At 31.2% G+C, this 19,655-nt stretch carries 24 protein-coding genes and 1 riboswitch; of the genes, 15 read left to right on the top strand and 9 right to left on the bottom strand.

All coding sequences use genetic code 11. The annotated features are described in order from the left end of the window. Nucleotides 1-202 precede the first annotated feature (202 nt). Both AC0KUU_RS28950 and AC0KUU_RS28945 read right to left on the bottom strand, forming a co-directional pair. Complete coding sequence (locus tag AC0KUU_RS28950; protein ID WP_052500316.1) at nt 203-496, bottom strand: hypothetical protein; 294 nt, start codon at nt 494-496, stop codon at nt 203-205. A gap of 283 nt (nt 497-779) precedes the next feature. After that, nucleotides 780-1,343, bottom strand: a complete 564-nt coding sequence (locus AC0KUU_RS28945) for a YitT family protein (protein ID WP_473453983.1) — start codon at nt 1,341-1,343, stop codon at nt 780-782. 476 nt (nt 1,344-1,819) lie between these two features. On the opposite strand from AC0KUU_RS28945, the gene AC0KUU_RS28940 reads away from it, so the two are divergent. Further along, nucleotides 1,820-2,620, top strand: coding sequence for an alpha/beta fold hydrolase (locus AC0KUU_RS28940; RefSeq protein ID WP_043979270.1), 801 nt, complete (start codon nt 1,820-1,822; stop codon nt 2,618-2,620). A 232-nt stretch (nt 2,621-2,852) separates the two neighbouring features. Here the strand turns inward: AC0KUU_RS28940 and AC0KUU_RS28935 are convergent, their stop codons facing one another. Continuing rightward, nucleotides 2,853-3,398 (bottom strand): undecaprenyl-diphosphatase, encoded by a 546-nt coding sequence (locus tag AC0KUU_RS28935; protein ID WP_165575356.1) that lies wholly within the window; start codon nt 3,396-3,398, stop codon nt 2,853-2,855. A 217-nt stretch (nt 3,399-3,615) separates the two neighbouring features. Beyond that, nucleotides 3,616-4,167: a YhcN/YlaJ family sporulation lipoprotein gene (locus AC0KUU_RS28930; RefSeq protein WP_052500317.1), complete on the bottom strand. Its 552-nt coding sequence runs from the start codon at nt 4,165-4,167 to the stop codon at nt 3,616-3,618. A 192-nt stretch (nt 4,168-4,359) separates the two neighbouring features. On the opposite strand from AC0KUU_RS28930, the gene AC0KUU_RS28925 reads away from it, so the two are divergent. Together AC0KUU_RS28925 and AC0KUU_RS28920 are read left to right on the top strand one after the other, a co-directional pair. Continuing rightward, nucleotides 4,360-4,575: a hypothetical protein gene (locus AC0KUU_RS28925; RefSeq protein WP_043979275.1), complete on the top strand. Its 216-nt coding sequence runs from the start codon at nt 4,360-4,362 to the stop codon at nt 4,573-4,575. Nucleotides 4,576-4,800: 225 nt separating this feature from the next. Beyond that, the gene (locus tag AC0KUU_RS28920) at nt 4,801-5,733 is read left to right on the top strand and encodes an alpha/beta hydrolase (RefSeq protein WP_237074708.1); all 933 of its coding nucleotides are present in this window, start codon (nt 4,801-4,803) and stop codon (nt 5,731-5,733) included. Nucleotides 5,734-5,988: 255 nt separating this feature from the next. Here AC0KUU_RS28920 and AC0KUU_RS28915 read toward each other — a convergent pair whose 3' ends face one another. Together AC0KUU_RS28915 and AC0KUU_RS28910 are read right to left on the bottom strand one after the other, a co-directional pair. Further along, nucleotides 5,989-7,104, bottom strand: coding sequence for a hypothetical protein (locus tag AC0KUU_RS28915; RefSeq protein ID WP_456318195.1), 1,116 nt, complete (start codon nt 7,102-7,104; stop codon nt 5,989-5,991). 157 nt (nt 7,105-7,261) lie between these two features. Further along, nucleotides 7,262-7,396, bottom strand: coding sequence for a hypothetical protein (locus AC0KUU_RS28910; protein ID WP_274583246.1), 135 nt, complete (start codon nt 7,394-7,396; stop codon nt 7,262-7,264). Nucleotides 7,397-8,212: 816 nt separating this feature from the next. Here AC0KUU_RS28910 and AC0KUU_RS28905 point away from each other — a divergent pair. The 6 genes from AC0KUU_RS28905 to AC0KUU_RS28880 all read left to right on the top strand — a co-directional run bounded on the left by AC0KUU_RS28905 (nt 8,213) and on the right by AC0KUU_RS28880 (nt 12,213). Continuing rightward, nucleotides 8,213-8,647: a DUF2712 domain-containing protein gene (locus AC0KUU_RS28905; RefSeq protein ID WP_456318196.1), complete on the top strand. Its 435-nt coding sequence runs from the start codon at nt 8,213-8,215 to the stop codon at nt 8,645-8,647. A gap of 85 nt (nt 8,648-8,732) precedes the next feature. Further along, entirely contained in the window at nt 8,733-9,494 is a 762-nt protein-coding gene (locus AC0KUU_RS28900; protein WP_456318197.1) for a DUF2705 family protein, read from the top strand. Then, entirely contained in the window at nt 9,484-10,203 is a 720-nt protein-coding gene (locus AC0KUU_RS28895; protein WP_456318198.1) for a WxPxxD family membrane protein, read from the top strand. The genes AC0KUU_RS28900 and AC0KUU_RS28895 overlap by 11 nt, the downstream gene beginning before the upstream one ends. Next, complete coding sequence (locus tag AC0KUU_RS28890) at nt 10,193-10,924, top strand: DUF2705 family protein (RefSeq protein WP_473453979.1); 732 nt, start codon at nt 10,193-10,195, stop codon at nt 10,922-10,924. Before AC0KUU_RS28895 ends, AC0KUU_RS28890 begins: the two co-directional genes overlap by 11 nt. Before the next feature lie 22 nt (nt 10,925-10,946). Continuing rightward, nucleotides 10,947-11,585 carry an ATP-binding cassette domain-containing protein gene (locus tag AC0KUU_RS28885; RefSeq protein WP_456318199.1) on the top strand — a complete coding sequence of 213 codons (639 nt, stop codon included), beginning with the start codon at nt 10,947-10,949 and terminating at the stop codon, nt 11,583-11,585. Beyond that, a complete protein-coding gene (locus tag AC0KUU_RS28880) occupies nt 11,578-12,213 on the top strand; it encodes a hypothetical protein (RefSeq protein WP_456318200.1) in 636 nt (211 codons plus the stop codon). The genes AC0KUU_RS28885 and AC0KUU_RS28880 overlap by 8 nt, the downstream gene beginning before the upstream one ends. A gap of 358 nt (nt 12,214-12,571) precedes the next feature. On the opposite strand, the gene AC0KUU_RS28875 is transcribed toward AC0KUU_RS28880, so the two are convergent. Continuing rightward, nucleotides 12,572-13,027: a hypothetical protein gene (locus tag AC0KUU_RS28875; protein WP_473453977.1), complete on the bottom strand. Its 456-nt coding sequence runs from the start codon at nt 13,025-13,027 to the stop codon at nt 12,572-12,574. Beyond that, a complete protein-coding gene (locus AC0KUU_RS28870) occupies nt 13,024-13,440 on the bottom strand; it encodes an ATP-binding cassette domain-containing protein (RefSeq protein WP_473454001.1) in 417 nt (138 codons plus the stop codon). Before AC0KUU_RS28870 ends, AC0KUU_RS28875 begins: the two co-directional genes overlap by 4 nt. Before the next feature lie 343 nt (nt 13,441-13,783). Here AC0KUU_RS28870 and AC0KUU_RS28865 point away from each other — a divergent pair, with 343 nt between their 5' ends. The 6 genes from AC0KUU_RS28865 (at nt 13,784) to AC0KUU_RS28840 (ending at nt 19,179) form a co-directional block, all read left to right on the top strand. Continuing rightward, nucleotides 13,784-14,218 carry a GNAT family N-acetyltransferase gene (locus tag AC0KUU_RS28865; protein ID WP_473453974.1) on the top strand — a complete coding sequence of 145 codons (435 nt, stop codon included), beginning with the start codon at nt 13,784-13,786 and terminating at the stop codon, nt 14,216-14,218. 179 nt (nt 14,219-14,397) lie between these two features. Further along, nucleotides 14,398-14,820 (top strand): helix-turn-helix domain-containing protein, encoded by a 423-nt coding sequence (locus tag AC0KUU_RS28860; protein WP_377570138.1) that lies wholly within the window; start codon nt 14,398-14,400, stop codon nt 14,818-14,820. Between the two features lie 449 nt (nt 14,821-15,269). Then, nucleotides 15,270-16,421, top strand: coding sequence for an SLC13 family permease (locus AC0KUU_RS28855; protein WP_043979262.1), 1,152 nt, complete (start codon nt 15,270-15,272; stop codon nt 16,419-16,421). A 163-nt stretch (nt 16,422-16,584) separates the two neighbouring features. Continuing rightward, nucleotides 16,585-17,121 carry a cysteine hydrolase family protein gene (locus tag AC0KUU_RS28850; protein ID WP_377570141.1) on the top strand — a complete coding sequence of 179 codons (537 nt, stop codon included), beginning with the start codon at nt 16,585-16,587 and terminating at the stop codon, nt 17,119-17,121. 149 nt (nt 17,122-17,270) lie between these two features. Beyond that, nucleotides 17,271-17,756: a dihydrofolate reductase gene (locus AC0KUU_RS28845; RefSeq protein ID WP_165575350.1), complete on the top strand. Its 486-nt coding sequence runs from the start codon at nt 17,271-17,273 to the stop codon at nt 17,754-17,756. Nucleotides 17,757-17,884: 128 nt separating this feature from the next. After that, nucleotides 17,885-17,963: riboswitch (ZMP/ZTP riboswitch) on the top strand. Nucleotides 17,964-18,012: 49 nt separating this feature from the next. Beyond that, a complete protein-coding gene (locus AC0KUU_RS28840; protein WP_377570143.1) occupies nt 18,013-19,179 on the top strand; it encodes a phosphoribosylaminoimidazolecarboxamide formyltransferase in 1,167 nt (388 codons plus the stop codon). Between the two features lie 155 nt (nt 19,180-19,334). On the opposite strand, the gene AC0KUU_RS28835 is transcribed toward AC0KUU_RS28840, so the two are convergent. Beyond that, the coding region (locus tag AC0KUU_RS28835) for a helix-turn-helix domain-containing protein (RefSeq protein WP_473453972.1) at nt 19,335-19,655 on the bottom strand (321 nt) is incomplete at its 5' end.

Genomic DNA, 19,655 nt, shown 5'->3' with positions numbered 1-19,655 from the left:
AGAACGGTTCCGCCGAGGGTTCTTTTTCCGGAGTATGCAGCTTTTTATACATCCTTGATATGACTACGTTTTCTCGATACCCCAGTGGAAGGTGAATGCATAAAAAGTCTGCATTATATATATATGTTAGTCCCTATAAAAATAGTCCTTATGGAGAATCATGCTATATTTTTTTGAAAATAGATTCCACATTAAGTCTCCCTTATAAGAAAGGTCTAGACGAATCAATACTGTATTCTAATAGCATTTTTATAGCGTTTTCTGGTAATTGATTAGATTTCTCAAGTATTATTGGTGTCTGACCATTTCCGGTGGAATTATAGGAAACAAAAACTAATTTTTTTTCGTCTTCACCAGGAAAGTTTAACTTCGTAGGTAATCTAGATTCCTGGGGGCTAATGTTTTCCTTAAATGTTGTGGACTTCTGATTTATAAGTATCTCGTAAAATTCACCATTGTAAATGAATCCAATTGCCGGTGTATTACCATTGCTCATTAATAGACCCTCCTGATTTTCATATAAATACAAATGTACTTATATAGTATGATTTAGAAAGAGATATGGTATTCAATTTATAATCAAACAAATGTTATAGCAGCATTCCTTAATTTTCACGAAAAGGTTTATGTATTTTAGTTCACTCTAAAAGAAGGCCATTTTAGAAGGACTTTAGGTTTATAAGTTAAAATAATTAACATGAACTTATAAAGCGATTGAAGGTTGTAGAAAGGGAGGGGCAAAAAACGGAGGATAGAAAATACTAACTTTATAATCCTAATTATTCCTTTTTTGTAATTAACGAAGTCGTCATTCCACCTATAAAAATTGTTGAACATGAAAAAAGAAACGTTTTAGGTCCTAATAAAGGAAGAGCTGCTGTTATGATAAAACCATCTATAATTAAAATAACCATCCCTATGTTTAAGGAAAAAGCTTTTGATACAAGTTGTGCTAGTAAATCTGTTCCTCCAGTACTTGTCTCGTATCGAAGCATAAGACCAACCCCCGTCCCAATACATATTCCTCCAAAGATTACACTAGAAAAAACAGGAAGTTGAAACTGGTCTTTAATAGGCTCTAGCCAATCAATCAATAAAGAAGAAATAAGTAACCCATAAAAACTATTATAAAAATAAGTTCTTTCATAAACCCAAGCAAACCAACATAATGGTAAGCCCAAAATAATCATCGTTAAACCTGTAGAAAATTCAAAATAATAGTGAAGGATGAGAGCGATTCCAATTGTTCCTCCATCTAACAAATAATGAGGAACTAAAAATCCATTAATTCCTATACTTAATAATAAGCTTCCGACAAGAACAACCGGTATTTTTCGAAACATAATAATCACCTTTTTAATTAATTTATCTCTTACTATATGTATAAGCTTTAGCTACCTGTCATGAATGTTTTTTCTTTTTATATAAATGAATAAAAGTTTATCTTTTAAGCAAACTACTCAAGATGGATAAATCATAATACTATAGCAAACTCCTAAAAAGCAGAAAAACTCCCTTCCAACCGATGGGAGTTTTTCTGCTTTTTAAGCTGTGTATTGTATACATGTTTAGTTCACATAATCAGCATTATCAGAAATCCTATTAACAATTCTAAAATCTCCTCCTTTTTAGTCTGTATAGTCTCACTATAATAACCTCATAATAAATAATAAAAAGGATCTTTGATTTTAAACAATACAGAACAAATAGTTAATTATATGGAGTTAAATGTAAGATGAAAAAAGATCTTGGTTTTCATAAACTAGATTAACCTTAACTAAAGAGTAATTATTAATTGATTTTGGAGTGAGAAATAATCATGCCTTTTATCGAAATAGACACTAATAAATACTTGTATTATGAAGAGCGTGGACAGGGTATGCCAGTCATCTTTATTCATCCACCTGGCATGGGAAATAAAGTCTTCCATTATCAATACGATTTATCCAAGCATATGAGAGTCATCTTTCCAGATTTAAGTGGTCATGGACGAAGTCCTAGAGCTGAACAAACTGTATCAATTTCCTTCTATGCAAACGAAGTATTGCGTTTTATGGATGCGCTGCATTTAGACAAGGCTATTATATGTGGTTATTCTGCTGGTTGTCTAATTGCTCAAGAGCTGGCTATTTATCATCCCGATAGAGTCGAATTATTAGTTTTCTCAGGAACTTACCCTATAGTAAGAGATATACCTGGACAACTATTACATAAAATAGGAATGTATATGGTAAAAGAACACCTAAATATATTAATAAAAAGCCTTTCTATAAGTCATACTCAGGACAAGACACTAAGAAAGAGCCTAGTTAGTTATATGAAAAAAGCAGATCAAGAATCATGGTATCAGTATTATAATCATTCATTACACTATAACTGTTTAGACAAACTTCATCACTTAACTATGCCTTTGTTGTTTATATATGGTGGGAAAAAGGATTGGACTACCCACTATATGAAAGAGTATAAAAATAAATGTAAGCATGCTGAATTCTTTGTTTTACCACAACAGGGTCACCAACTGCCTACAAAAAAGTGGGTTCAATTTAATGAGCTAATTACAGGATTTGTCTTAAATAAATCCAGTGATAAAACAAAAAGAGACTTAAGTAATGAATAATTTTAAAATCTCATATGTATAAAGCTCAATGATAAACTACAGGAGATCGGTAAGATTGTTTAGCTCATCAGCCTAAATACAAATTTTACAACTAAAAATGAGGCGCTTAGGGAATTTTTCCCTTAAGAGCTTTATCTTGTCGTTATTAGTAGAAGCCTTCGCTATAGTAACTGCTTTAACTAATTATTAAAGCAAGTACAGAATCGAGACATTATTAGCTAGTGAAAATGCTTCATTTACGTATTTGGGCATAATACTTTTTTGATTTTCGATTCATTATTTTTAGAGAACCAAAAACTTTCTCAACAATAATACTTGTTAAGCTACCAATAAAGAGGCTTCGGACAATATCAGAGGGATAATGATGCCCTACCCAAATCCTTGAGAATCCTGTTAACAAGGACATTCCCCACATAACTGACCCGAGAACACGTTCACGTAGAAAAATAGAAGTGGCTACAGCAGTTGCAAGCAACGTATGTTTACTTAAGAATGCGGAATTCATCTTTGAAGGAATAAGGATGCCGACACGGTGCTTTATAAAAGGACGAGGCTTAAAATAAAAACATTGAATTAACATGTCAATCAACAACGTAAAGGCCGCAGATATTAAGGCATATCTTATCACTTTTCTGTACGAATGGCCTCGAAACCACATCGACATTAACACAAAAGCGAATAGATAACGTACCTTATTTGAAACCAATATCATCAGCATATCCAATATAGAATAACGCCCAGCCAGTTGATTAATTATCTTGAATATTTTATAATCCATCCTGATTTTCTCCTTCAATTTTAGATAGACTCTTCTCTCCTAATGAAGCATCCATTACATGATCAATGCTCCTATGATAGTAAAAAGGAACCAAAAATAACTATTAAGTCATTTCGTATAATAGAGAGAGAAGCATATATGAAACCTCCTTAATCTATAAGGAGGCCTCTCTTTCTAAAACATAAAAAATTACTTTTTTATATCTCATCATTTCTGTTTAACGATTATTAGGGAATACTCTTTTAACGGTTTCAGTAAAATCTTCAAATAGGCCATTTCTTGTCGAACCTTCATTAATTCGATTTCCGTACCCTTCCATACGATTCACAAAATCAGGATCGGATGACACATACACATTTCGAATATCTTTATCTGTAACTTTTACTTGATCTGAAATCTTCTTTTTTAAACGGTCGGTTACTTCCCCGTTTGCTTCATTCTTTAAAACAACAGCCACGTATGCATTTCGGTTTGTAACAATCACATTCGCAGTATCTACTTCATTTAATTTAGCAATACGATCCGCAGCTTTATCAGCTACCTCTAATCGTGTCTGATTATTATTATCTACATTGTTATTTTGAACACCGTCGGGTTGAAATCCCACGTCTCGTAGATCATTGTTATCACGATTATTTTGAGCTTTTTGTTCGGACGGTTCTTCAGTTGGATCAGGCTCAGCTTCATCTTTTTTATCATTACAACCAAAAAGAAATCCTACTGATAAAATAGCTGATAAGAGTCCCAGTACATATTTTTTTGTCTTCATTCTTTTTCCACTCCTTCTAATAGTCATATATGTATTAAGGTTTACATTGGTTTTTAAATAATTACAGGAAATAATTTGAAAACCCAAGTAACGATAGATCATTTTCCTAGTATATATATGTAGCGTCGGTAAAAAATAAAGATGTTGGAAGAGAGATTTCTTTCAAACACTTATCAAAGAGGGATTTGCATAATGAATAATGTACAGCAGCTAACTTCTTTATTTAATGTTAATGGCCTATTTGCAAAGAAAAATAATAACAGAGGCATGCTACTGTCACTTTTAAGCATAGGAATTGGGACTTTAGTGATTTGGATAATAAGAGGAAATGGAAATAAAACAGGGGCACCAACTATGCAAACAATGAGCAGTAGAAACCAGATGAAAAACGGTTTATCCAAGCAATAAAAACTGTATTTACAATAGTATGTTTTGTATAGCAATTGGGTTATCGTTGATTATTAAAAGCTTTATGCAGTAAAAACTGCATAAAGCTTTTAATAATCAAAAAAATAAACACCGATGACTTAATTACATAAAACTTTTCTTTTGGTTTTTCATTTTTCATTAGTAAATGAGGAATATAATATTATTAAATGACATAAAAAAATTACGGAGACACAGAGGTCGAATATGAAACAAGTTATTAAAAACATTAAAAATGATCAGCATTTTCGCTTTACATACGATTCACGCCCCATGAATGAAAACATGAAACGTTACAGTGAGTTTTACAATCTCCCAACAGAGAACATAATGTATCGTTACGGATTTGAATCGTTTGTCCATGAACGGCTGTTTATCCAATCTTTTCGTCCCTTACCGATAAAAGCTCATATTCTTCTTCTTCACGGTTATTATGATCATGCGGGAGTACTAAGTACTGTCATTCGTTTCTTGATTCAACAAGGGTTTCATGTGTTGACATTTGATTTACCAGGACATGGATTGTCAACAGGAGAACGGGGAGCCATTTCGGAGTTTTCTCTCTATACAGAAAGTATTCGAGAAGTCGTACGTAGACACCTGTCTTCAAGCTCTCTGCCCGTCTATATCGTGGCTCATAGTACGGGCGCTTCTGCTGCAGTCGATTATATATTGAATAACCCTGAAACGTCTCAGATTCGAAAAGCAGTGCTTGTCTCGCCCCTCGTTCGGCCTTATCGCTGGAATGCAATCACCATTTTAGTAAAGCCCTTAAAAGCGTTCACCAGGAATTTGAAGAGGATACTTCGAGACAATTCAACAGATGCAAAGTTTTTGCGTTTTGTGAAGAATGATCCGTTACAGTATGATCAGGTCCCTCTCAGTTGGGTAGAAGCATTGATAAGATGGAATGAATTGATTAAGAAGGGGAATCCCAGTTCTGTCCCTGTTCTCATCCTCCAGGGAAAAAAGGACACAACAGTGGATTGGAGATATAATGTTGATTTCTTACTAAAGAAGTTTCCAAATATAGATGTTGAACTTATAGAGAACGGAAAACATCATTTATTAAATGAAGAAGAGCTGATAAGAGATAATGTGTTTTCTTCTATCCATCGCTACTTAACAGATGATGTGTAAACGATGATTACGAGAACAATGAATGCGCTATCTGTATATCATTGGAAATAAAGGTTTTTTATTTTGTTACCGATAATAATTATTCTAAAATTTTCTAATAGATTTAAATATCTCGTCCGTAAAAGTATACTTTTACGAATGATTTTAATAAAGTAATAGAAAGAGAAACAAATAAAAGAGGCTCCTTTTGAAAAAAGGAGCCTCTTTTATTTAATTGACAGGCAGTAAAATTGTAGTAAAACATATAGTAATAATTTATCTATCTGGGACAGTTGTTGTAATAACACCAGTACTATGAGTAGATCCATAACTTACATGAAGAGAGTGACTAGTTTTAATTGCAAAACTACCTGATGTATTAGTCACACGTAAACCCGGTTTAGTTACAAACGGATTTTGCATATAATCGGAAGTGTGAGTCCATATCCATCTACCATATTTATTAGCTGTAGAAGATACATTATTTGTTATAACTGAACCTACTGAAAACGACCAAGGATTACTTGGAACTATACCAGAAAGATTGACGGATACATTGTAGCCAGCATCATCAAAGGGTCCATATGATACAAGTTTTTCTGCACCATAGTTAACATCATTACGAGTTATTAATTGATTAATTCTAAAATGTTTCGATTCATATTCATTAAATGAATCAATATCCCATACTGACCCTGTTTTTCCATTTATATTTGCCGCCGAAGATTTTCTTAATAAATGTACTGTTGACGTATATGTACCTGCTTGAAGATGAGTAATAGGCTGATAGAATTTAAAAGAATACGTTTTGTAATAGCCACCTTTTGGTTGAGAAGCCACTGCCATCGTACTTAAAGAATTAGAAGAAGATTTTGATGACTCACTAGTATTATCTCGTTCTAATTGATTAATAAAATTTTCAGAACCATTTTTAATTTCCTTTGTATCTTCCAATGCATCTTTTTTCATTTCAGAAAGTTCTTCATTATTTAAAACATTATTTCCATCAACATCTGTGAAATAATATTTCTCATAAAGTTTCCCATCTAGTTCAGTTTGATATACTGCGTACAAATGATTGTTTCCCGGTTCTTCTATAATATTGGTATCTATTGGCTTTCCATTATTATGAATGAATTTTGTTTCTATATCACCTTGCGGTACAGTTTTAGATTCTACCTTAGATTTTAATTCGAATTTTTGGTCTTTATTATTATCTTGAATCCAACTTGTTTTAATTTCTGATTGTACAGATTCATTAGATAATTCTTTATCTAATGAATTTTGGTTACTTACTTCAGCGTGAGCTTTTGACAAATCTAAAAGCCCAAATAATGATATAGTTACTGCGATAAGAGTAATATTTTTACAGAATACACCATTTAATCTCACACACATTTACCTCCTTTTAATAACTTTAAAGTTAAATAAAAACAAAAATACCATAAAAATGGAACGACCTTTACCATTGTACATGTTTTTATGAGTTATGAAAACAGTAAAATAAAAAACTAGCCTTTTACAGCTAGTTTTTTATTTTACTGTTTAGTCATTTACTTACTAATACAGCTAACAAGTCAATAATATCATCTATCCTGTATGCTATTATTGCTGTACTTACTGCGGTAACTAACAACAAAAATAATTTGAGAGTCTCTACCAAATCTTTGGCAATTTTATGCATTTAATTCACTCCTTCTGAAACCAGTTTATTTACATATGTACATGGAATGACTTACCGTTTACTCAATAAATTTCCGGTCTAATTATCAAAGATGTATTTTTAAACCAACTCTAACATGGTTATTATAAAATATAAATACTTTATTAAATTATAAACCAATTGAATTGGAGTAATATAGGTTTATAAACACCAATTAATTAAGCTCTTATAATTATTTTTGAGTGAATATGTCTAAAATATATCAATCTTTTAGCCAGAAAGTCTGTCTCTATGACAATGCCTGTATCAGGTCTTTTCATACTATATTAAAAAGGGGAAGTCTATTATACGCAATATCTAGACTATTCTGCCACAAGAATATCCATTTTTCAGTTTATAGAAGGATGTTATAACTGAAACGGAATCTATAGTATTATCGACTGTTCCCCCCCCCTCAAACAATTGAGAATCAAATAGGAAAAGCAGTTTAAGATTTGATGTTTCTGTGTCCAAGTTATTAACTTAAATCCATTTTTTACAAAAAATTCTTCGATACCTTTAACACTTACATAATGATATTCTTCCTACTAAATCACTTACCATTATAATAGTTTTTTCTTTTTTCTATATTCCCCCTTTTTATGATAATTTTTTACAATAATTCATTTCTTTAGTATTGATAATTTGCTATAATGAAAAAAGTTGACTTTTAAACCCAAAAAAGTAACAATATAGGTAGTATTAAAGGGGGCTCAATGTAGGGTTTTATATTAATGTTAATTACTTGAGGGTTAAGTTAACAATTTATTATCTACTACATTGAAAAGAGGTAGCCAAGTGCTTAAAAAGTTAAAAAATTCAAAAGGTCTACAAATAGCTTTAGCAGCTGGAATTTTAGGAGCTGTTATTATACCTTCTTCTGTATCAGCATATGATGACAAATATGAATATTATTTTACTATCAAAACTCTTCAAAAGAACTCATATACTTCATACAAATCTAGACAAACAGATGATACAAGTAACCCTTGGAAAGTTGGTATGACTTATTCCAATGAGCCGGGTGGGAATACTATTACTCGATTTTGGATGACAGAATATAAAACTAAATCCCGCGCAACCAAGTTAGTTGATGTGTTAGAGGGATATGAGTACTATAACTCCGCATATAAAATAGCTAATAAACACGACGTAGCTTTAACCGCGGAGAATAACAATTACAATACTAATACATACATCGCTGAAGGCTATTGGGACGAAGAAACACGATAGGAATACTAAAATAAAATGCCCTCGTACGAGGGCATTTTATTTTAGTATTTATATATTGTTACTTTTAAAAAGAATGGAGAATAAAATGAAGAGTAATATATTAAGATTCTGTAAGGACAAAAAATCTATATCTATCTTTTGGTTTATCATTTTACTTCCTTGTTTAGATCTAATTTTAGTTAAAGCACAATGGAAACTAGGTTTAAACCCAAATCTTTCGTTTGTATTAGCAGGAATGTCCGAAGGACACATACCACAAATTCTTTTATTTTGGTTCCTGCCAATTTATACATTAATCTTATGTTCAGATTCTTATATACAAGACGTTAAAACAGGGATGAATAATTTAATAATTTCTAGAAAAGGAAAAAGAGCTTATTTGCTAAACAATTTTTATAGCTCTTTTCTAATTCCTTTTCTAGTCATGTTTATTGCGCTGCTAATCAACTTAATTTTGGCATGGATAGTAAATAGTAATGGACATGAATCTAGTGGTCTATTGGAAATGAATAATCCTAAAAATGAATTATTTAGTTTTAGTCAGCAACATCCTTTATTAATAAATGTTATTTTTTTAATAAACGTTAGTTTCTTTACAGGATTGGCAGGGTTATTAGGGTTAAGTATCTCCATGATATTTCCGGATCGTAAGTATACATATCCCTTAGCCTTTTTTATATGGTTTATTCTTGTAGCTCTTCCCAATCATACTATAACTATGGTCATGCAGCCGTTTACAGAATACGATTATAACTATGTAGTTTCTTCGTGGCTTTTTAATTTTATTATCCTTTTTATCATTACTATTGTGGCTTATATTTATAAGGAGAAAACAGATGAATTATAGTAATAAATCTCTTTTTATTGTTTCTTTCTTATTGCTTACCCTATTTTTAGCTTTCTTCTGGGTTATGCAAAATAGTACGTTTATTAATACAGTACACAAAGATGTATTAGTATATATGAATAGCAGTTGGCAAGGCTTTAACTCTCAGCGTGCCTATGCAATTTATTATACTTTACTTTTTCTCTTGTTTATGAACTTAGGATTAAGGAAGGAAGAACCTTCTTTTGTAGTTTTACATAAAAGTCGAACAGATTTCTATGTAAAACGATCAGTACATATTTTAATGTCAGCTTTCTGGTTCTCTTTATCTATTTCAATAATAAATATCCTTTTGACCATTATTTTTATAGAACACTCGTTATTAATGAAAGAAAGGTTCTATTTAATAACATTCTTAAACGAAATATCTATTTTTTTCTTTTTTAGTTGGATTGGTATATTGGAGAAAATTATTGAGGACAAAATACATTCTTATGTTTTAGGGGTAATAGTTACGTTCATTTTAATTAGTTCTACTTATTTTTTAAGAGATTATTTACCATGGCTACCAATTAAAGATATCCGTTTATATGAAGGATTTTTAACAAAAACTTGGGACATTTATGATGCTCTATTCGTTTATTTAAAGCAATTAGGACTTCTGGTAGCCATCTTGATTTTAGGACATATTATTTTCAAGGAAAAGGATATTATCTTTTATGAGAAATAATATGAGGAATTTCATACTGATTTTTTCATGTATTTTCCAGAGTTATAGCTTTGTTACTTTTTTCTCCTCTTTTTATAATCAATGGGGACATATACCTTCGTATTTAATAGCAATACCTACTGAAACATCATATCCTTTAATGATTATGTGGTACATCGTATTTTCCAGTGTAAGTTTATATTTTTCAGGAGACTTATATGATAGAATACATGGTTTTGGTAAATACATATTGGTGCGTAACTATAATAAGAAGATGTTTTTGCTAAGATTTATAGGATCAATTTCCATTAAGATAATATTTATTTTATTAATACAAACTTCTATTTACTATTTAACTATGTTATTTATTGATCATGATTTACATTCTGTAGAATGGATTTTACTGTTCAAAAGTTTGTTAATTTATTATATAACAATGCTTACTTTAATATTGCTTCAAATAGGGTTAGAGTTATATATATCACCACAAATAGCTTTTTTAATTGTAAATATTTATGTAGTGTTTTCTATCTTATTAGCAGGATTAATCTTTGATTATAAGGCTTATAAGTCTTTGTTATACTTCTTAATACCAAACTTTATGATGGGACTAAGAACGGATATTATCAATCGACAGGACTTTATCATAGAGTTTAATTATGCAATTCCTCTTCTAGTATTGTATATATCTACTGTAATCTGTCTCTCTTTGCAAAAGATAATGAAAAAAGATTTCTATTAACTTTTTTAACCGGAGGAATGAAATGACAACTATTATCGCTTCAAATTTAAGTAAAAAAATAAAAAAACAATATGTACTTAAAGATATAAATTACACATTTGACACTGGCATGATTTATGGATTGTATGGTCGAAACGGTTCAGGAAAAACTATGCTTTTAAGGGCACTTTCCGGGCTAATACGCCCTTCAGAAGGTAGTATATTAATAGATAATAAGAAGTTGCATGAGGATATATCTTTCCCACCAAGTATAGGTATAATCATAGAAAATACAAGTTTACTACCACAATATGATGCTTTTACAAACTTGAAGATATTAGCAAACATTAAGAATATTGCATCAGATGAAGATATTAAAGAGGCAATTAAACGTGTTGGGCTTGATCCCCTTAGTAAATTAAAAGTAAAAAAATTTTCATTAGGAATGAAACAACGTTTAAGTATAGCTCAAGCAATATTTGAAAAGCCAGATATTATTTTACTTGATGAACCTACAAACGCAATTGATGAGGAAGGTATTAACTCTATTAGGAATCTATTATTAAAGGAGAAGGATAGAGGAGCTACAATTGTAATTGCCAGTCATAATAAAGAAGATTTAACTATATTAGCTGATAAAAAAATCATAATGAATAGTGGTGAAATTGTAGATAATGACTAATATTAAAAGAGGTATATTTATTGTTATCATACTGGTCTTAGCCTTTCTATTGATTTATAGTATGTTTTTTTCGAAACAAAAGTTAGATTTAAAAAACCGTAATACAGTAGATAATCCTGCTAAAGAAATTACATTGCCAATTGGTACATATACAGCAGGAAAAGAAATAAAGCCTGGATACTATGATGTCACTAGCAATTCAGGAAGCATGAGATACAACAATATATCTGTAAAGAAAGGAGAAAGTATACTAAATTATCCAGTTCAAGATAATACTTCTCAAGATATTGAAGGGCATGGAAAGTTAAAATTTACACCATCAAAGTTTCAACAATTACATAAAGACAAACCTAATAAATATGCTGTAGACTATACTGGCTTCTATTTGCTTGGAAAAGAACTTCCACCGGGGCGTTATGAATTAATAAGCCATTCTAATAGTGGTCAGATTTATATATATGAATCTGAGGATATGAGCACAATAAATAAAAGCTTTGATTTAAAAACTCAAGATAAAAAAAATATTAATTTATATAAAGGGAACCTAATATTCGTTCAAATCAATGAACATACAAGTAATAATCATCCTGTTGTACTCCAATATAAGGGGAAATTAGAAGAAAAATAAAGACTATAAAAGTTGAGTAATGTGCAGAAGTGAATGTACTTTATTCCAGATAAAATCTTTAAATTTCAGTTTATAAGCCTTGTTTAAGACAAATTAACAAAAAGGTTAAGCAAAATGCTTAACCTTTTTGTTTTTAAATTAATTCTAGTCAATTAAATCTTTAATTCTTTAAAACTGCTTTTTTTAATTATTATTTTCTTTCTGTAAGATTATATAAGGCAATTTTTTAGATTTATTTTAACCTGTTTCAGTTCCTTATGAAGGAAACAAGATTTATTTACTATACTGACTTCTGTATCCCTTTTTAGTTCGCTCTCATTCATTAATATGTAAGGATACACGTAAATTCATTAGAGGATTATAGGCTAAACATTCCATTAGCTTTTTTAAACAACAATTCTAGCTCTTTTTTATTTTGCTCCACAATCTGTTTAGAACCTTCTATATCCTCATTTTCATTTGTCGGTTTCATATTCTTATCAATATAGATTTCATGTGATTCGCCATCTTTTTGTACCCTGAAACCATATTCATAACCACCTAGAACTAAGGGCCAAATAATTAAAGAAAATTGGTCATTAGTTTTAACAACATGTTTATTGATAGATAGGTAGCCTTCAAAACTCAAATAAGGTGGTTTTTGAACTAAATATACATAACCCTTTTCAGATTTCACGTGACCTTCCCATTTTTTATCCATAGGTACGGCCTTAACAAAATCAGCATATCTATAGGTGTTTATTAGATAGGGGACAAGATTTATTACAATAACAACTGATACTAGTAGTATTATTAGCTTTTTTCTTTTCGTCATAAGTTTATTATCCTATTACCTTGTTTTTTTATGTTTTCGTCGTGAGTAACAAGTATTATTGTTTTACCCTGTTCGTTTAACTCTTTTAATATGTTAAGTACTTTCTCTGCATTAGCTTTGTCAAGAGATCCGGTAGGCTCATCTGCCAAGATAACATCGCATTTTTTAAGCATCAGTCTAGCGAGGGCTACTCTTTGTTGTTCACCTCCGGATAATGTATATACTTTTTTATTTAATTTATTTTGCAACCCCACAGTCTGTAGGGCTGACTCAATAGATATATTCGTCCGGCTATTCTTATGAATAAGTTTTAAATTCTCTTTCACAGTTTTATTATCAACTAAAGCAAAATTTTGAAATAAAAAACCTATTTTTGTTCTGAAATAATTTAAATGCTCTTTAGAGTTCATAATATTTATACCGTCTACAAATAGGTGGGATAATTCCTTTATATGTGTTATTCCAACTGATTTTGGCCACTTGCTGTACTTGACTTATATCTGTATCTTGCATACTACGGATAAAGAACATGGTTACTATCAACCTCTCTTTTACTAGATTCCATTATTTTCAAATATTATAACACTTTTATGGAATTAGCTACTGATAATCGGTATTATGTAAACTGATTTTGTATACTCTATTCACTTTTAACATTGGAATTTATTGAAAAAAAGAGAAAGAACAACATAACATTTTCTTCCTGTGATAGCATCAATTTAAGTGAATTCATAAATAAATTAGGGAGAGATCACAATGACAGTTCGTTTAGTGAAAGGATCAGATTATTATATAATATCTCCGTTAATTAACGATTGGTGGAATGGAAGACAAATGTCTGACTTGTTGCCAAAGCTTTTTTTTGATCATTTTAAAAATACTAGCTTTATTGTTGAAGAAGAAGGTAAAATCATAGGTTTTTTAATTGGATTCTTATCTCAATCCTACTCGAATGAAGCATATATTCACTTTGTTGGAATCGATCCGGAGGACAGGGGAAAAGGTATTGGGAAACAATTATATAATCAATTTTTCGATGTAATTAAACAAAATGCCCGCAATATTGTTCGCTGTGTGACTTCTCCTGTGAATAAAGCTTCAATTGCTTATCATACTAAAATGGGTTTTGAAATTGAACAGGGGAATAAACAAAATCAAGATAAGGTTCTATTTGTAAAGTACTTGAATTAATTCAAGTACTTTTTCTACCGATAACTGTGATTATGTAAAGTTGTCGTGTATAATAAACGATTTTGGAAGCTATTTTTATAATCTCTGCTCTGTTAACCAATGGTTTACACGGTGTTACTAAGCGTTTGTGGCTCTTTTACCATAAATGTTATAAAGTGGTATACAAGAGGTGAGTGTATATGGAATTGGGAGAACAATTACAAAGGCTTAGGGAAGAAAAAAATCTTTCTAGGGAAGAATTGGCCCAAGCAATGAATGTATCTAGACAAGCCGTATATAAGTGGGAAAATAATAAAGGGTATCCCGACATTGAAAATCTCATTAAGCTAAGTGATTTATATAATGTGACGTTAGATGAATTAATTAAAGGTGATCGTTCTTTTCAGAAAAAAATAGTAATCGATCAAAAAAAGAATAAAATTGAGGATATATCAGATCCTGGTTTTGTAATTGGAATCATCCTTGTATTTGTAGGGTTATTTTTAGATTTAGGTGCATTTTCAGCCGGTGTTACAATACTAGGGTTCTTAACAATGTTTTTTTATGATGATTTAAAGAAAACATTTTGGACTATAAAAAAGGATTTTAAAGAAGAAAAGTAAGTAAAACAGGCTTTAAGAGAACTTGAAGCCTGTTTTTGTGCCTATAAATAGTTTTATGGTAACTAGAAAGATAGTTAAGAACCCTTAGGAGGGTGCCTCATTATGGTTTTAATCTATGATCATAAATATTAGACTTAACTAACTTCTACTTCCATGTAACGGATTCCACAAAACGTGTAATATGTAACGCGATAATTTTAAATTGATTTTTGTGTCACACTGTTCCACTGGTATTCATCCAGTTTGGCATAGTAACTTTACACCGTAAATTTGTCAATTGGTGTAAATTACCCCTGCCCATCAAGTCGAGACAAATCATTACCCCCATAACGGAAAAATGCCATTTTTGTGTAATTTAATGGAATTGATGGTGTTTTTTAAGTGCATTGAGATTTCAAATGCAAGAAACAGGGGTGTGTAGTAGAATAGATAATACTGGAGGGGGATTGATGAAAGAATATATTTATGTAGAAAACGAAAAAAAAATGAAATTGAAATGTGGATTTTTTAAAAAAGACATCGTATTTACCATATCACTCTTGTTAGCAATCTTAAGCTGTTTATTCCATGCACCAAAGCTAGAATATATAAATTTTAAAGTATTAGTCAGTTTATTTAATCTTATGCTCGTAGTTAAGGCTCTGGAAGAGCTTAAACTATTGGATAAGTTCGCCATTGCTATACTAAGTAAATGTCATAATAGTAAAAGTGTTTCAGCAATCCTAATTTTATTATGCTTTTTTAGTTCCATGCTTGTAACGAATGATGTTGCATTAATAACATTTGTACCATTAACACTTATAATTAGTAAGATTATACAAACTTCTATGTTAGATACTGTTATATTAGAGACAATTGCGGCTAACATTGGAAGCAGTCTAACTCCAATGGGAAATCCTCAAAATCTTTTCATATTTACTAACTACGGAATAAGGCCTATACAATTTTTCACAACAATCCTTCTATTAGTGGTTCTTGGAATTATTCTGTTATTCTTTCTTAATCAAAGATTGAATAGTAAAACATTGGAAATGGAACTTCCGTATATTCCTATAAATAATAAAAAAAAAGCAACAGTATGGGGAATACTATTTGGCATCATATCTGTATCCATACTAGGGGTTTTAAGCTATAAACTTGCGTTTATCATCGTATTGGGAACCGCATGTATACTTGACATAAAATTATTGAAGAAAATTGATTATTTATTGCTTATTACTTTTATATGCTTTTTTATATTTATAGGAAACATATCGGAATTAAAGGTAGTACAGACATTTGCCAACGAAAATCTCAAAAGTCCCACATCTATCTTTTTCAGTTCCATAATTTTAAGCCAACTGATAAGCAATGTACCAGCTGCGATCTTTTTATCAAAATTCTCCGTGAATTGGCAGCCTTTATTAGTAGGTGTGAATTTAGGTGGACTTGGCACGATTGTGGCTTCCCTCGCAAGTGTAATTTCATTTAAACTTTTTATTAAGAGAGATCCACAAAAAAGTAAAATGTACCTTATAAGGTTTAGCTTTTATAACTTTTCGATTTTAGCTCTTTTAACTCTTGTTTATTATTTTACGATGAAAAATCAACATTTCTTTTAATACAAAGTAATTGGTTTAAACAACTTTGGGGTTCTACCAATATAAAAAAACCAATTTCTCAAATTTTAATACTGAGAAATTGGTTTTTTATTATGAGATTTTAATTTGATATAATAGTATTTTTAATTTTTTTCCACATAACTCAATAGGGGGATACAACGAAATGAGTAAAAAAACGGCTTTGTTGCTTATAGATGTCCAAAACATCATGTTTTCTTATGAAGGTGGATCTTTATGGAATGAACAGCAAGTGCTTCAAAATATTACTTATCTAAGGGAAAAAGCTCACCAATCTAATGTACCAATTATCTATATCCAGCATACAGACCCTAGTTATAATAGTATGCTTAGTGAAGGAAAAGTCACATGGGAAATCCATCGTGATGTTAGCCCCTTACCAACAGACATAGTTATTCAAAAATCTTCTTGGGACGCATTTTATCAAACAACTCTACATAAAAAACTTCAGGAACTTGAAATTGGAAGATTAGTCATTGCAGGGATGCAAACTGAATTTTGTTTAGATACTACTTGTAGAAGAGCATATAGCTTAGGTTATAAAGAGAATATCTTAGTAAAAGATGCTCATAGCACATTTGATACGGCTGTGCTTTCAGCTTCAAAAATAGTAGAACATCATAATAATATTCTAGGCGGCAGATTCGTTACATTAAAAGAAGTAAAGAAAATTATATTTTAATCTAATAAATAACTTTTCAAAGGAAAAAACAGCCTTTCAAAGGCTGTTTTTTGTTCCTGGAACGCACATTATGGTAACTAATTTCGTATAGGATATACATCTAGTCCTCCTTTATTTGTTAAAATTAAAGAAAAGGGGGGAGGGACCATATGATCATATCTGCAATGGTTGCTGTAGGAAAAGAAAATGTAATTGGGAAGGATAATGATATTCCCTGGAGACTCCCAAATGATTGGAAATATCTAAGAAAAGTTACTATGGGGCATTCAATTATTTTAGGTAGGAAGAATTATGAATCCATCGGAAAACCTCTGGAGGGACGTAAAAATATTATAATGACCACAAATGAAAATTATAAAGCTCCAGGTTGTTATATAGCTCATTCAGTTGAACAAGCTCTTTCCATGTGCGAAGGGGAAGAAGTATTTATCCTTGGAGGAGAGGAAATTTATCGACAATTCCAACCCTACACTCATAAATTGTATATAACTAAAATCAATCATTATTTCAAAGGTGATCGCTTCTTTCCAGAGTTTGATTTTTCTCTATGGAAAGAGTTATCGGTTGAAAAAGGTATTGAAGATGAAAGAAATCATTATGAACATTACTTTCATGTATATGAAAAAATCAACTAATTAAGTTAAGATACCAATAAATACCTTTTATGTAAATTAGATTAGTATATAATATATAATTTAAAAAGAAAAATTTAGATAAAAGTATTGTTAAAATTACTTTTATTATGTAAAATTTACCTATAAAACAGACTATGTGTTACTGGCGTAAACATGGAGGACCATGAGGAAGCACATAGATAACGGCCGTACGCCTGGGCAAAGTATTTGAACATGAGTTCAAATACTTTTTTTATTTAGAAAGGGGATTTTTTACATGAAAGAGATTGGTTTACGGTACGGAATGAACCCAAATCAAAGTAAAGCTAAAGTTCAGAATGCTAAAAACACGCCTATTAAAATCTTAAATGGAGAAGCGAGTTATATTAACTTTCTAGATGCATTAAACGCTTTTCAACTGGTTCGGGAGCTTCGACAGGCTACTGATCAACCTGCAGCTGCATCCTTTAAACACGTAAGTCCAGCAGGTGCAGCTGTGTACTCTCCACTAAATGAGACACTTACTGAATCCTATTTTGTTAAAGGCCTAGACCTGTCTCCATTAGCGATTGCTTATGCAAGAGCGCGTGGGACAGATAGGATGTCTTCATTTGGAGATTGTGCTGCTTTTAGTGATGAAGTGGATATAACTGTAGCTAATCTCCTCAAAACAGAGGTTTCTGATATGATTGTTTCACCAAGCTACACTCAAGAAGCACTAGAGATTTTGAAACAGAAAAAGAAAGGAAAATATCTAATTTTAGAGATTGATCCAAATTATGTGCCTGATCTAATTGAAAAAAGAACGATATTTGGCATTACTCTAGAACAACAAAGAAATGATGTACAGATTGGGAAAGAAGTTTTCAATCAGATTGTTACGACTCAATGTGATATCCCTGATCATGCAAAGAGAGACCTTCTTGTTGCTCTTATTACATTAAAATATACACAATCAAACTCCATTTGTTTCGCATTAGATGGCCAAACAATTGGAATTGGTGCTGGACAGCAGTCCCGTATTCATTGTACGAGGTTGGCTGCTGAAAAAGCTGATAAATGGTGGCTAAGACAACATCCAAGAGCCCTTAACATGAAGTTCAGAGAAGGCATTTCTCGTGTAGAAGTTAATAATGCAATTGATGGATGGCTGAATGATGATATTACTGAGGTAGAAAATGAGCACTGGAAACAATGTTTTGAGGAGGTCCCTGCTAGGCTAAGTAAGAGTGAAAAACGAGAATGGCTAAAAAGATTAAAAGGCGTTTCCTATGCATCCGACGCTTTTCTACCTTTCCGTGATAATATCGATCGTGCGGCTCAAAGTGGCGTTAAATATGTGGTTCAAACAGGAAATTCTTTACGAGATGAACAAGTTACACAGGCAGCAAATGAATATGGGATGATCATGGCACATTCAGGTATACGTGTATTCCATCATTGAGCTATGAATTAAATATGATTAGCCCAAAAGAGCCAAGACTTATAAAGGGATTGGCTCTTCTAGAATGTTTTCGATACATGCGATTATGGCAACTACATTTTATATCATTTACATATAGTCATCTTTCTTATGAAACGAGGTTATTATGAGTGTCTTTAATTTAATTCAGCTAATTTTTTCAAACGTTCTTTGTCCCTAATAATGTAACCTCGCGACTGCTTTTCAATAGTCTTTGATTTACATAGCTGGGCTAGTACATGGAGTAGATGGCGATATGATACACCCAAGTATTCGCATACTTCAGTATGTTTTTCTTTATAAAAGTTATCATCAGCCGACAACATTATAAAAGCAGCAAGACGGTTCTCGAGTGGATAGGCCTGATTTTGTGTATACTTTGCTGAAATTTTAGTTGCTTTCTCACTTAAAAAACTGCATAAATATCTGAGAAATGTTACATCTGTTAAGAGCTTATT

The organism is Priestia sp. ST2, from assembly GCF_055810735.1.
Note: the sequence above shows the minus strand (reverse complement) of the source record. Positions and strands in the feature narration are given on the sequence as shown.

Coding starts and splice junctions, on each gene's coding strand:
- AC0KUU_RS28865 (WP_473453974.1), top strand. CDS start 13,784: ATGACAGTTCGTTTAGTGAAAGGATCAGATTATTATATAATATCTCCG.
- AC0KUU_RS28925 (WP_043979275.1), top strand. CDS start 4,360: ATGAATAATGTACAGCAGCTAACTTCTTTATTTAATGTTAATGGCCTA.
- AC0KUU_RS28935 (WP_165575356.1), bottom strand. CDS start 3,398: ATGGATTATAAAATATTCAAGATAATTAATCAACTGGCTGGGCGTTAT.
- AC0KUU_RS28885 (WP_456318199.1), top strand. CDS start 10,947: ATGACAACTATTATCGCTTCAAATTTAAGTAAAAAAATAAAAAAACAA.
- AC0KUU_RS28945 (WP_473453983.1), bottom strand. CDS start 1,343: ATGTTTCGAAAAATACCGGTTGTTCTTGTCGGAAGCTTATTATTAAGT.
- AC0KUU_RS28890 (WP_473453979.1), top strand. CDS start 10,193: ATGAGAAATAATATGAGGAATTTCATACTGATTTTTTCATGTATTTTC.
- AC0KUU_RS28840 (WP_377570143.1), top strand. CDS start 18,013: ATGAAAGAGATTGGTTTACGGTACGGAATGAACCCAAATCAAAGTAAA.
- AC0KUU_RS28910 (WP_274583246.1), bottom strand. CDS start 7,396: ATGCATAAAATTGCCAAAGATTTGGTAGAGACTCTCAAATTATTTTTG.
- AC0KUU_RS28875 (WP_473453977.1), bottom strand. CDS start 13,027: ATGACGAAAAGAAAAAAGCTAATAATACTACTAGTATCAGTTGTTATT.
- AC0KUU_RS28860 (WP_377570138.1), top strand. CDS start 14,398: ATGGAATTGGGAGAACAATTACAAAGGCTTAGGGAAGAAAAAAATCTT.
- AC0KUU_RS28950 (WP_052500316.1), bottom strand. CDS start 496: ATGAGCAATGGTAATACACCGGCAATTGGATTCATTTACAATGGTGAA.
- AC0KUU_RS28930 (WP_052500317.1), bottom strand. CDS start 4,167: ATGAAGACAAAAAAATATGTACTGGGACTCTTATCAGCTATTTTATCA.
- AC0KUU_RS28855 (WP_043979262.1), top strand. CDS start 15,270: ATGAAAGAATATATTTATGTAGAAAACGAAAAAAAAATGAAATTGAAA.
- AC0KUU_RS28850 (WP_377570141.1), top strand. CDS start 16,585: ATGAGTAAAAAAACGGCTTTGTTGCTTATAGATGTCCAAAACATCATG.
- AC0KUU_RS28895 (WP_456318198.1), top strand. CDS start 9,484: ATGAATTATAGTAATAAATCTCTTTTTATTGTTTCTTTCTTATTGCTT.
- AC0KUU_RS28845 (WP_165575350.1), top strand. CDS start 17,271: ATGATCATATCTGCAATGGTTGCTGTAGGAAAAGAAAATGTAATTGGG.
- AC0KUU_RS28900 (WP_456318197.1), top strand. CDS start 8,733: ATGAAGAGTAATATATTAAGATTCTGTAAGGACAAAAAATCTATATCT.
- AC0KUU_RS28920 (WP_237074708.1), top strand. CDS start 4,801: ATGAAACAAGTTATTAAAAACATTAAAAATGATCAGCATTTTCGCTTT.
- AC0KUU_RS28880 (WP_456318200.1), top strand. CDS start 11,578: ATGACTAATATTAAAAGAGGTATATTTATTGTTATCATACTGGTCTTA.
- AC0KUU_RS28940 (WP_043979270.1), top strand. CDS start 1,820: ATGCCTTTTATCGAAATAGACACTAATAAATACTTGTATTATGAAGAG.